Raw genomic sequence first — 12033 nt, forward strand, 5'->3', positions numbered from 1 at the left:
GGCGGTGCCGAGCGCGAAGGTGAACAGGATGGCGGCCCAGTAGTACGTCTCGCGTTTCGTGGTCACGATCGTGTGGATCGACAGCGTGCGTTCGCTGCGGTACCACAGGATGAACGTGGCGGCGAGGGCGAGCGTGAACACCGCGGTGGTGACTTCCAACGGTACGCCGAGGTTGTCGACCAGGTTGTCGGTGATGAGGGTGCCGACGACGCTGACGAGGATGACGACGAGCCAGTAGCGCCACGGCACGTAGCGATCGGAGCGGAACTGCAGCATGACGGCGGCGGCGGTGAGCACGGCCATCACGACGGTCGTCCAGGTGAGGCCGAGCCCGAGGTTCATGTTGAGCAGGTCGGCGGCGGTCTCCCCGACGGTGGTGGCGAGGATCTTGATGATCCAGAAGTAGATGGTGACCTCGGGAACCTTGTTCGCCATCCGGCGGGCGGTCGTCATGCGGGCACCCTCACAGAACCGACCTGAAAGCGGCCTGAATCCGGGTTCCCCCGGACGGGTGCCGGGCGGGGGTGACGAGGATGCCGGCGCAGGCCAGCACGTAGGCGAGGGTCAGCCATCCGTGGGCGGCGTCGGGCATCGGCACGAAGCGGGCGGTGAACAGCGCGATCCAGGCCGTCGCGGTCCACCACGGCAGCCACGACCGCCCCCCGCGGGTGCCCAGCACGTCCCACAGGGCGGCGCCGACGACCACGCCGGCCACGTAGTACCGGTTGGTGCCGGGGTCGAGCACGATCCGGGCGGCGACGGCGAGCAGCACGATCGCCGGCCAGCGCCCGCGGCGCCAGGCAAGCAGCGCGACGACGATGCCGAGCACCGCCTGCGCCGCCCGGGCCCAGGGCGGCGTCCGAGCGTCGTGCACCCCGAGGACGCGCAGCGCCGACAGCGGCGTGTTGGGGATCGTGAAGTGCAGCGCGTTGCTGGTGGCCGGGTCGGCGAGGAAGAACGGCAGCCAGGCCGCGGCGATGACGGCGGCGGTCGCCGCGGCGCCGAGCAGGAGCGTGCGGCCGTGGCCGAGCAGCAGGAGCAGGCAGGCGAACGGCAGCGCCCAGGGCTTCGCGTCGACGGCCAGGCCGAGCAGCGATCCGGCGAGGATCGCCCGGCCGCCGAGGACGGCGCGCAGGCCGAGGACGGTGAACAGCAGCGCGAGCACGTCGTCGAGGTGTGCGACACCGACGGCGAGGAACATCCAGACCGGCATCATGCACAGGCCGGCGGCGGCGACGCGCTGGTCGATCGTGCGCCGGTCGAGGTCCGGCCGAACGATGATCGCGATCTGCCGGATCTGCCACAGGATCGTGAGGCCGGCTGCCGCGCCGAGCACCTGCCAGATCGCCAGCGCCCCGGCGCCGCCCCAGGGCATCGCCAGCAGTGCGGCCAGGAGTGCGACCGGGCCGATCTGCAGCACCGGAGCGGCGGCGTACAGGTGCAGGCCGCCGCGCACCGGATCGTCGAGGTCGGCGAGCGCCTGGGCGCCCTGGACGAAGAAGTGCCACGAGGTTCCGCCGTTCCATGCCGTGCCGATGAACCACACGACGGTCCAGCCGGCCAGTGCGACCGCCGCGGGGCGGGCGCGTACCGCTGTCATGTCCACCATGGCGGGGGACGGTATGGCCGCGTGGCTGAACGCTGCCTGAAGCTGCCGACCGCAGCCCGATCGCGCTGGGCTGAGTCGGTCGCGAGGACGGCTCGTTACAGCCAGGCGCGGGCGACCGCGATGAAATCGGCGACGGCGGTGCTGCCGGCGGTCGCGGACGTGATCACGACCGCCGTGACGCCGGCGGTGGCCCGCCGGGAGCGGCCGGCCACCGGTCGGGTGAGCGCGTCGACCCGGCGCACCACGTCCGAGCCGCCGGCCGCGAGCCCGCCGGCCGGTCGGTCGCCGCCCGACAGGGCGACCTTCGCGATCGCGCGGGCGACCACGCCGCGGTCGCCGACCGCGGTGGCGGCGGCCTCGTCGGCGCTGCGCTCCACGAGCAGCGTGACGACGCGGGCCAAGGGGCGCAGCAGCGGGTTGACCGCCGCGGCAGCCGCCGCGACCGCGACCGTGCGGTGATGGCGGTGTCGGAGGTGGGCCTCCTCGTGGGCGAGGACCGCGGTGCGTTCGGTCCGGTCGAGCAGGCGCAGCAGGCCGGCGGTCACCAGCACGTGCCCGGGCCGTCCAATGCCGGCGGGCACCGCAACGGCGTGCGCCTCGGGCAGGTCGGCGACGAGCAGCCCGTCGTGCGCGGTGCCGGCGGCGAGGAGGTCCCGGGTGACGGCGCGGTTGCGGCGCAGCATCGCCGCACACCGCCAGCCGGCCCAGGCCAGGGCGGCCGCGGCGGCCGCTGCGAGCGGGCCCGGGACGGGCTCGGGCAGCGGGAAGGAGGCGGTGTGCTCGCGAGCCTCCAACGCGGGCAGGTCGTCGAGCAGCGTCAGTGCCAGCAGGACCAGGCTGGCGGTGCTTACCGCGGCGGACAGCACTGCGGCGGACGCCAGCGCGCGGGCGGCGCGCTCAGGTGCCGCAGTGGTTGTCAGCGGCCGCGCGGCGGCCGCCAGCAGGACAGGAAGCAGCAGCGGCAGGTAGACGGCGAGACTCATGTCGGCCGTTCGCCGTGCAGCAGGGCGCGCAGGACGGCCAGGTCGTCTTCGGCGAGGTCGTTGGCGAACCTGCGCAGCACGGCCTGGCGGTCCGCGGGGCCGTCGAGCACCGCGCGCATCTGCTCGGCTGCGGCGGTCGCGGCGTCGCGGGCCGGCCAGTACACGTGGCCGCGGCCGGCGGTGCGTCGCTCGACGAGGCCCTTGTCGTGCATCCGCACCAGGATCGTCTGCACGGTGTTGTACGCCAGGTCAGCGTCGAGGGCCGCCTGCAGCTGGGCCGCGGACAGCGGCTCTCCGGCGGCCCACAATGCCGCCATCGCCTGGGCCTCGAGCGAGCCCGGTGCCCGCCGTGCGGAGGACTCTGCCACTCCCACACGATAACGCTGACCTGCCGGGTTGACTTGCTCCTACATCATGTAGGAGATTGTCGGCGTTAGGTTAGCCTACGCTTGGAGCGCACCCGTGGGATCGGTATTCTTCGCCAGCTACCTGATCGGGCTGCGCGACGGACTCGAGGCGGCCCTCGTCGTCAGCATCCTGGTCGCGTTTCTGCGCACCCAGACCGACCGCACCCAGACCGACCGCACCCGGACCGACCGCACCCGGACCGGCGACCCGGCCCGCGGCAAGCTGCGCCAGGTCTGGGCCGGTGTCGCCGCCGCCGTCCTCGTGTCCGCCGCCGTCGGCGTCCTGCTGACCACCGTCGCCGGCTGGCTGGGCAGCGGCACGCGGATGGAGCTGTTCGAGGCGGTCACCTCCCTCGCTGCCGTAGCCCTGGTCACCTGGATGATCTTCTGGATGCGCCGTTCCGCCCGCACGCTGCGCGGCGAGCTCACCGGCCGCCTCTCCGATGCCATCGCCATGGGCGGCTGGGCCGTCGCAACGATGGCGTTCTTCGCCGTCCTGCGCGAGGGCGTCGAGATGGTCCTGCTCGTCTTCGCCGCCGCGGAGGGCGCCGCCGACTCGGCCGCGCCGCTGGCCGGCATGCTGCTGGGCATCGCCACCGCCGTCGCCCTGGGCTGGGTCATCGCCCGCGCCACCGTCCGGATCAACCTCGGACGGTTCTTCACCTGGACCGGCGTGCTGCTCATTCTCGTCGCCGCCGGCATCCTCAAGTACGGCGTCCACGGCCTGCAGAGCGCCGGCGTGCTGCCCGGCGGCAACCGCGACGCCTTCGACCTCACCGCCCTGATCGACCCCACCTCGTGGTACGCGACCCTGCTCGCCGGCACCGTCAACCTCACGCCGCGCGCCAGCGCCCTGGAGATCACCGCCTGGCTCGCCTTCGCCTTGGTGATGCTTGCCCTGTTCTTCCGCCCGGCACCGAGGCCGGCTCAGGCGCACGGGTTCGTCGCGATCGCCGCCGTGGTCACGCTCGCCGGCCTCACCCCCGGCGGATGCGGCAGCCCGGCGGCCCAGCCCGGCGGTCCACCGCAGCCCGGGCGGATCTCGGTCGCCGCCACCGACACCAGCTGCGACCTCAGCACCGACCACGCGGCCGGCGGTACGACGACCTTCACCATCGACAACAAGGGCACCAAGGTCACCGAACTGTACGTCTACGGTACCGCCGACCGGATCCTCGGTGAGGTCGAGAACGTCGCACCCGGTGTCAGCCGCGACCTGCGGGTCGACCTCACACCTGGCACCTACACGGTCGCCTGCAAGCCGGGCATGATCGGCGCCGGCATCCGTAGCACCCTCACCGTCAGCGGCTCGGCGAACCCGCCGGCGACCGACGCCGCCGCGCTCACCGCGGCGGCCGAGGGCTACCACCGCTACGTGCGCTCCCAGGCCGACGCGTTCGTGGAACAGACCCGCCAGTTCGTCGCCGCCGTCAAGGCCGGCCAGCGCGACCGGGCACAGACGCTGTTCCCCATGGCCCGTAGCCCCTACGAGCGGATCGAGACCGTCGCGGAGGCCTTCGGCGACCTCGACCCGCGCATCGACGCCCGCGACGGCGACCTGGACCCGGGCGCCGAGTGGACCGGCTACCACCGCATCGAACAGCAGCTGTGGAGCGGTAGTGACCTCGCCGCCGTGGCGCCCCTCGCGGACCGGCTGCTGGCCGACGTCGAGGCGCTGCGGCAGCGGCTCACCACGGTCACGCTGACCCCGCTCGAGCTCGCCAACGGCGCCAAGGGCCTACTCGACGAGGTCGCTACGAAGAAGGTCACCGGCGAGGAGGACCGCTACTCGCACACCGACCTGTGGGACTTCGCCGCCAACGTGGACGGCTGCCGGGCCGCGCTCGCGGCGCTGCGGCCCGTCCTCGACGCCCGCCGCCCCGAGCTCGGCCCGCAGCTCGACGCGCGGTTCGCCGCCGTCGACGCCGAACTCGCCAAGTACCGCTCCGGCGACAGCTACCAGCCCTATACCGTCCTGCAACCGGCACAGGTCCAGCTGTTGGCGGGCACGGTCAACGCGCTCGCCGAACAGGTCTCCGCCGTCCCGCCGGTCATCGCGGGGCGCTGACACCGGCAGGGGCCGCCCACCGCCGACCTGGTCGTCGCGGTGCTGCGCGACAGCGGGACCGACCAGTCGGCCGCCGAATGCGCCGAGCGGGCCGGCCTGTCCCGCGTCAGCACCAGGCGCTACCTCGAACACCTCGTCCAGACGGGCAAGGCCGAGGTGCGGCTGCGCTACGGCGGGGCAGGCCGGCCGGAGCACCGCTATGCGTGGCGGGGCCGAGCGGAGCCGACCGGCCCGGCGGCCGCCGCCGCGTGCTCGGGCAGCGGTGGTGCGATCGAACCGTCGACGAAGATGCCGTGCCACAGGCAGAACGACAGCAGGATCCACAGCTTCCGGCCGTGGTCGGCGTCGCTGCGCCCGTGCTCGGTCAGCAGCCGGTGGGCGTAGTCCAGGTCGATGAGCTGCCCGGCTCCCGACGTCGACAGCAGGTGGTGGGCCCACTCGGCGAGGTCGGTGCGCAGCCAGCGGGCGGCGGGCGTCGGGAAGCCGAGCTTCGGCCGGTCGACGACGAAGTCCGGCACAATGCCCCGCAGCGCCTGGCGCAGCGCGTACTTGGTCGTCCGGCTGTACGGCGGCACCTTCAGCCGCACCGGCAACCGGGACATGACGTCGAAGACGACCCGGTCCAGGTACGGCACCCGCAGCTCCAGCGAGTGCGCCATCGAGATCCGGTCCGCCTTGGTCAGGATGTCGCCGGGCAGCCAGGTGTTGACGTCGATGTGCTGCATCGTGGTGGCGTCGTCGAGGTGCACCGCCTCGGCGTACAGCGGCCACGTGACGTGGGCGTGCCCGACCGCCGGCACGGCCCCGAGAATCCGGGCCTTCTCCTCGTTGCTGAACACCCTGGCGTTGCCGAAGTACCGGGTCTGGATCGGCGTGGTGGCGCGCTCCAGGTAGCTCTTGCCCTTGACGCCGTCGGGGAGCAGCCGGGCCACCGCGCGCAGGCCGCGCTGCAGCGGCTCGGCGAGCCGGCTCACCGGCGCCAGGGAGCGCGGTTCGCGGTAGATGGTGTAGCCGCCGGCGAGCTCGTCGGCCCCCTCGCCGGACAGTACGACGGTGACGTACCGCGCCGCGGTCCGCGCGAGGCAGTAGAGCGGGACGATCGACGGGTCGGCGACCGGGTCGCCCAGGTGCCACACGATGCGGGGCAGCACGTCGAGCACGTCCTCCGCGGTGACGACCGTGGGCACCAGGTCGACGTCGAGGTGCGCCGCCGTCTGCGCGGCCACCTCGATCTCGGACGTGGCGCCGGGCGTGTCGAAGCCGACGGTGAACGCCCGGATCTGCGGATCGACCTCGGCCGCCAGCGCGACGATGCCGGTCGAGTCGATGCCGCTGGACAGGAACGCGCCGACCGGCACGTCCGCGCGCAGGTGGGCGCGGACGCTGTCGCGCAGCGCGGCGCGCAGGTCCTCCACGATCGCGTCGTCGTCGGCCGTCGGGTCCGGCCGGAACGTGATCCTGGTGTACTGGTACACCAGCGGCGCGCGGCCGAGGGCCCGGGTCAGCATCCCGCCGGCGGGCAGCCGGGCGACGTCGCGGTGCATCGTGTAGGGCTCGGGAACGTACTGCATCGTCAGGTACAGCGAGAGCGCGGTCACGTCGACCTCGTCGCCCGCGACCGCCAGCAGCGGCGGCTTCTCGCTCGACAGCCACAGCTCGCCCGGCGCCGCCAGGTAGTACAGCGGCTTGATCCCGAACGGGTCGCGCGCCGCGTACACCGTCTCGTTCGCGTCGTCCCACAGCACGAACGCGAACATGCCCCGCAGCCGGCCGAGCGCCTGCTGTCCCCAGTAGTGGAACGCGGCCGCGACGACCTCGCTGTCGCCGGCGGTGGCGAAGGTCGCCCCGTGGTCGCGGATCAGCTCCTCGCGCAGCGCCTCGAAGTTGTAGATCTCGCCGTTGAAGACCAGGCCCCAGCGACCGGCCTCCGGACCCTCCGGCGGGTACCGCAACGGCTGCCGGCTGCCCCCGCGATCGATGATGGACAACCGCTTGAACCCGGCCACCACGCCGTCGCCGAGCTGCTCGACGGCGGTGTCGTCGGGGCCGCGGTGATGCAGCAGCTGCAGCTGCCGCTCCATCCGCTCGAGCGTCTCCGGGGAGATCAGGCTGTCGGTGACGTGGACGAGGAAGCCACACATGGCATTGTTCCCTTTCGTCAACGTGGTGGCCGCGGACGGCCGTGATGCGCCACGCCATCCAGCGAAACAGCACTCGGCGCCCGTGACGGCCGGATGCCCGGCCCTCGCCCGATCGCTCCCCACGAGCGGGCTACCCCTCGGTATGGGATGAGACAGCCCGCGGGTGATCCGGCGGCGCGGCGGCAATCGCACCGTTTGCGGCTCACACCGCGGGGGTAGCCGCGCGTCCGCCGCGAGCCCGCACGGATGCCGGCGGCAGCCAACTCATTGCACCGGTGGGAGAGCACGATGCGCTTCGTCCGCGCCCGAAACGGCACCGCTCGTCACGCCGGGCGCGGCGCTCCCGCCGGCGGGGCCCGGCGGGCGCGGCGGGCGAAGCGGCCGTCGCTGGTGCGCCGCCTGGCGAGGTTCGTGCTGTGCAGCATCCTCGCCGGCCTCGGGGTGGCCGCCGCCGTGCTCCCGCTCGGCCTGCTCGGCGGCTCCGCCGTGCGCACCGGCGCCGCCGTCTGGGACGCGTTGCCGACGGACCTGGCGACGCCCCGGGCGCCGCAGATCACCTACGTCTACGCCAACGACGGCAAGACCCTCATCACCACGTTCTACGACGAGAATCGCCGGGACGTGCCGCTGACGCAGATCGCACCGGTGATGCAGCAGGCCGTCGTCGCGGCCGAGGACATCCGGTTCTACGAGCACCGCGGTGTCGACAGCCGCAGCGTCCTGCGCGCACTGGTGTCCAACACCCGGGGCCGCAGCCAGCAGGGCGCCTCGACGCTGACGATGCAGTACGTCCGCAACGCGCTCAAGAACGATCCGAGCCTGACCCCGCAGGAGCGCGTCGACGCCGGCGTCGACACCCCGGCCCGCAAGCTCCGCGAGATGCGGTACGCGGTCGAGCTGGAGAAGCGCCTGAGCAAGCAGGAGATCCTCAACCGGTACCTGAACATCGCCTACTTCGGCGCCGGCGCCTACGGCATCTACGCCGCCAGCCAGGTGTACTTCAGCAAGACTCCCGCCGAGCTCACCCTGCCCGAGGCGGCGCTCATCGCCGGGCTGCTGCAGTCACCCGACGCCGACAACCCGGTCACCGGCGACCAGGCCGCCGCGCTGCAGCGGCGCGGCTACACGCTCGACTCGATGGTCAAGATGGGGAAGGTCACGGCCGGCGAGGCGCTCGTGGCGAGCGCCCAGCCGCTGGCGATCAAGCAGACCCGGCCGCCCAACAACTGCGTGGCCGTCCCGGCGCAGCACACCGACTGGGGCTTCTTCTGCGACTACCTCCGGCAGTGGTGGGGCCGCCAGGCCGAGTTCGGGGCCAACCCGAACGAACGCGACGACACCCTGCGGACCGGCGGGTACCGGATCGTCACGTCGCTCGACCCCGGCGTGCAGGCGACCGCGCTCGCCCAGTCGCTCGGGGTCTACGGCTACGGCAGCGCCCGCTCGATGCCGCTGGCCGTCGTCACCCCCGGCAGCGGCCGGATCCTCGCGATGGCGGTCAACCGGCACTACAGCCTGGACCCCAACCCGCCGCAGCACCCGGCCTACCCGAACACGGTGAACCAGCTCGTCGGCGGCGGCAGCGGCGTCGGCGGCTACCAGGCCGGGTCGACGTTCAAGATGTTCACCATGCTCACCGCGCTCGAGGCGGGGATGCCGCTGAGCACGTCGTTCAACGCGCCGGGGCGCCTGGTGACCAAGTGGCCCGGCAGCGGCCCGGGCACCTGCGGCGGCCGGTGGTGCCCGGCGAACGCCAGCCCGAGCTGGATGAACGGCAACCGCACGATGTGGAACGCGTTCGGCCGCTCGGTCAACACCTACTTCGTGTGGCTCGAGGAGCAGGTCGGTGTCCGCCGCGTCGTGGACATGGCGAAGCGGCTGGGCATCCAGTTCCGCGCCCCCGGTGACCAGGCGATGGTGGCGCGGGTCGACGACTGGGGTTCGTTCACCCTCGGCAACGCCTCGACCACCCCGCTCGACCTCGCCAACGCCTACGCCACGGTCGCCGCCGGCGGCCTGTACTGCCAGCCGCTGCCCGTGGTCTCGATCACCGACGCGGACGGCAAGCCGGTGGGCGCCGCGGCCCCGAAGTGCCGGCAGGAGCTGAGCCCGGACGTGGCGGCGGCCGCGACCGACGCGGCGCGCTGCCCGGTCGGCAAGGGGTCGGCGTACGGCAAGTGCGACGGGGGCACGGCCGAGGCGGTGTCCGGGATCCTGGGCGGGCGCCCGATCGCCGGCAAGACCGGCAGCTCCGAGTACAACTCGACGGAGACGTTCGTCGGCTTCACGCCGCAGCTCGCGGCGGCCGGCATCGCGGTGAACGTCGACAACCCGAACGACAACGTCGGCGCCGCGGTCTCCAACGCCGTCAACGCCGCCGTGGCCCAGACCATGGCGGCCACCCTGCGCTGGATGCCGGTCCAGGGGTTCCCGGCGCCCAGCCGGGCGCGGGCGCTGGGGCGCTGACGGGTGTCCACCCACCCCGAATCGCCCTCCGGGGGTCGTTTACCGCCGTGGATCCGGGTAGGGCGGCGTGCACAAGCACCATCGACATCTGGAGGTCATGAACGTGTCGGTCGTCCCAGCTCACCATCACCGGCTGCCGTCCCTCGCCGAGACCGGGTACCTCATGCTGAAGCGATACGCGGGCCAGCTGGATCCGACGGAGTGGGAGAACCTCAAGTATCTGGACTGGAAATCGGGCGGTGACACGAACTTCGCGGTCCTGGCCTCCGCAAAGGGCGAGGACGACCCGCGCGGGTTCTGGGAGCACGGCCTGCCGGACAAGGACGGCGTGTGGACCGCCAACGCCCGGCTCGCACCGACGCTGGTCGACTGGGTGTCGTCGGTCGGGGCGAACTTCGGCCGGGTGCGCATCATCAAGCTGCAGCCCTCGGTCGACAAGTCCACGGTGGTGGAGCGGCACCTGCACCAGGACGACAACAACCGGCTCAACCCGGAGGGTGAGGGGTGGGTGGTGCGGGTCTGGCTCAACCTCACCGACGACCCCGGCAGCTACATGATCCTGCGGGAGCACCGTGACGACCCGACGGTCGAGCACCGCGTCCCGCTGTTCGGCGGCGCCCAGTTCGTCGTGGACACCGAGCGGCTGTGGCACGCGGCCTTCCACCTGGGTCCGCAGCCGCGGTACGCGCTCATCGCCAGCTTCGAGTCCGGCCCCGCCCTGCAGGCCTGGATGGACGAGCAGCGGTTGCCGGCGGTGGTCCGGCAGGCCGGTCCCGGCGAGCGGACGGACGCCGCCGAGGTCGAGGTCGACGCCGCCGCCGACGCCGCGGTCGCCGCCGTCACGGAGACGCGCTGACTCCCCGACCGGTCGGGACACCGTCCGCCGCGGACGGCGCCCCGACCGGTCGGTTCAGGCGCAGCCTCAGGCGGAGTACCCGCGCAGCGCGACCCAGTGCGCGAGCCGGGTCGTCGCCATCGTGTACCGGCCGACGCCGCGAGCGTCGGCGGGGTCGGCGATCGTCACGTTCTGGCCGTCGTCGCTGTAGCCCACGACGGTGAGGAAGTGACCGCCCGGGTACGAGTGGGCGTTGCCGTCGTTGTCCGTCGCGGTGCCCGCGATGTTCGCCACGACGGCGTATCCGTTCGAGACCGCGTGGACGACGTCGGCGCGCAGCTGGTCCACGTCCGCCTGGCTGGCAGCCTGGGTGCGGATGAAGTGGGACTTGTAGAACGAGCTGTTGGTGAGCTCGTTGAGCGCCCGGGTGGTGTCGTCGGCCGAGTTGGTGCCGTTGACCGTGGTGCGCAGGCTCTGGGCGACCCGGTTCTGCGTCTGCTGCGCGCCCTGGGCGGACAGCGCGATGCGGGTCGCCGCCGGGCCGCAGAAGTAGTAGTTCTCCTGCCACTGGAACTGGTAGCTGAGCGTCTTCGCCGCCGGGGCGGCCGAGGCGCTCGCGGTGCCCGGGGTGGCCGTCGCGCCCGGGGTGCCCTTCGGACTCGAGTTGCCCGCGGCCGACGGGGTGGACCCTGCACCCGAGCCGCTCTTCGCCCCGGTCGCCGCGTCGGGCGCGCCCTGCTGTTGCTGGCTGCGTTGCGCCGGTTGGCCGTCCCGGGACGGCTCCGACGCCGCCGACCATGCCTGCGAGTCCGATGTCCGCACGGCGGTGGCCGAATGGTAGAGGGTGATGCCACCCACCGACGCCGCCGCCACGAGGATCGCCGCGGCCGCGGCGACGGGCAGCCTGCGCAAGCGCGCGGGTACCGGCGACGGCGACGGGGATGGGGTCGGGGACGGCGAGGGGGGCGGGGTGACCGAGTGCCTGGCTTGGTACCGGTAACTCATGAGAACCACGCGGGGGTACGCACGCGACGTGCTCCTTCCGTTGCCGCCTACCGGGTTAGCTGACGGGTTCGGGCGGGAAGACGGCCCTACCACGCGGCTCCATGGCCTCGCGGACTCACCCCGGTGGTGCTTGGTTCCCCGGCTCGTGCGCGCACGACTCAGCGGATCCACCCCGGGAGTCACTCCAGGTGGTGACGGTCAGCCCGGGCGGACAGGACGACACTAACCGGTAGGCACGGGGGTGGTGAATCCCTGCGCGGAAACGGCTGGCTCGCCAAGGGCGCGGTGGCCGGCGGCGCTGCGCCCATCGTCTGCCCGCCCGTACCGCGGACCCGGTCGGGCGAGCGGACGGCGGCGTCCTAGGCTCGCCGGATGTCTCCGGGCGCCGACGAAGAACAGCAGCTCAGCGGTGGTGCGCACAGGCGTGGGCCGCACCGTCTGCAGGGTTACCTGCAATACCTGCGTCGCGCGGCGGGTGTGCCCGGCCGCGTCGTCGAGCTCGCCCTGCCGGTAGCTGAT

General features: G+C 72.9%; 8 protein-coding genes, 1 pseudogene and 1 riboswitch. Of the genes and pseudogenes, 3 read left to right on the forward strand and 6 right to left on the reverse strand.

The genetic code is table 11. The features are described 5' to 3' along the window. From ABZS66_RS56975 to ABZS66_RS56990, 4 genes and pseudogenes are all read right to left on the reverse strand, one after another. A pseudogene (locus ABZS66_RS56975) lies at window positions 1–453 on the reverse strand (hypothetical protein); the annotation flags it as partial. Between the two features lie 10 nt (window positions 454–463). Beyond that, entirely contained in the window at window positions 464–1609 is a 1146-nt protein-coding gene (locus ABZS66_RS56980) for a hypothetical protein (protein ID WP_354772591.1), read from the reverse strand. A 95-nt stretch (window positions 1610–1704) separates the two neighbouring features. Further along, on the reverse strand, window positions 1705–2592 hold the full coding sequence (locus tag ABZS66_RS56985; RefSeq protein ID WP_354772593.1) for a M56 family metallopeptidase: 888 nt from the start codon (window positions 2590–2592) through the stop codon (window positions 1705–1707). After that, on the reverse strand, window positions 2589–2960 hold the full coding sequence (locus ABZS66_RS56990) for a BlaI/MecI/CopY family transcriptional regulator (RefSeq protein ID WP_354772595.1): 372 nt from the start codon (window positions 2958–2960) through the stop codon (window positions 2589–2591). Before ABZS66_RS56990 ends, ABZS66_RS56985 begins: the two co-directional genes overlap by 4 nt. A gap of 94 nt (window positions 2961–3054) precedes the next feature. On the opposite strand from ABZS66_RS56990, the gene efeO reads away from it, so the two are divergent. Continuing rightward, window positions 3055–5067, forward strand: coding sequence for an iron uptake system protein EfeO (gene efeO, locus ABZS66_RS56995; protein ID WP_354772597.1), 2013 nt, complete (start codon window positions 3055–3057; stop codon window positions 5065–5067). A gap of 197 nt (window positions 5068–5264) precedes the next feature. Here the strand turns inward: efeO and asnB are convergent, their stop codons facing one another. Next, window positions 5265–7208, reverse strand: coding sequence for an asparagine synthase (glutamine-hydrolyzing) (gene asnB, locus ABZS66_RS57000; RefSeq protein ID WP_354772599.1), 1944 nt, complete (start codon window positions 7206–7208; stop codon window positions 5265–5267). A gap of 288 nt (window positions 7209–7496) precedes the next feature. Between asnB and ABZS66_RS57005 the strand changes: the two genes are divergently transcribed. Continuing rightward, entirely contained in the window at window positions 7497–9674 is a 2178-nt protein-coding gene (locus ABZS66_RS57005; RefSeq protein ID WP_354772601.1) for a transglycosylase domain-containing protein, read from the forward strand. A 103-nt stretch (window positions 9675–9777) separates the two neighbouring features. Then, window positions 9778–10530, forward strand: coding sequence for a hypothetical protein (locus ABZS66_RS57010; protein WP_354772603.1), 753 nt, complete (start codon window positions 9778–9780; stop codon window positions 10528–10530). 66 nt (window positions 10531–10596) lie between these two features. Here the strand turns inward: ABZS66_RS57010 and ABZS66_RS57015 are convergent, their stop codons facing one another. Further along, entirely contained in the window at window positions 10597–11421 is an 825-nt protein-coding gene (locus ABZS66_RS57015) for a C39 family peptidase (RefSeq protein ID WP_354772605.1), read from the reverse strand. Between the two features lie 122 nt (window positions 11422–11543). Next, a riboswitch (cyclic di-AMP (ydaO/yuaA leader) is annotated at window positions 11544–11688 on the reverse strand. Between the last annotated feature and the right edge of the window lie 345 nt (window positions 11689–12033).

The sequence above is a fragment of the Dactylosporangium sp. NPDC005572 genome (assembly GCF_040605515.1).
Lineage (GTDB): Bacteria > Actinomycetota > Actinomycetes > Mycobacteriales > Micromonosporaceae > Dactylosporangium.

Coding starts and splice junctions, on each gene's coding strand:
- ABZS66_RS56980 (WP_354772591.1), bottom strand. CDS start 1,609: ATGGTGGACATGACAGCGGTACGCGCCCGCCCCGCGGCGGTCGCACTG.
- ABZS66_RS56985 (WP_354772593.1), bottom strand. CDS start 2,592: ATGAGTCTCGCCGTCTACCTGCCGCTGCTGCTTCCTGTCCTGCTGGCG.
- asnB (WP_354772599.1), bottom strand. CDS start 7,208: ATGTGTGGCTTCCTCGTCCACGTCACCGACAGCCTGATCTCCCCGGAG.
- ABZS66_RS57005 (WP_354772601.1), top strand. CDS start 7,497: ATGCGCTTCGTCCGCGCCCGAAACGGCACCGCTCGTCACGCCGGGCGC.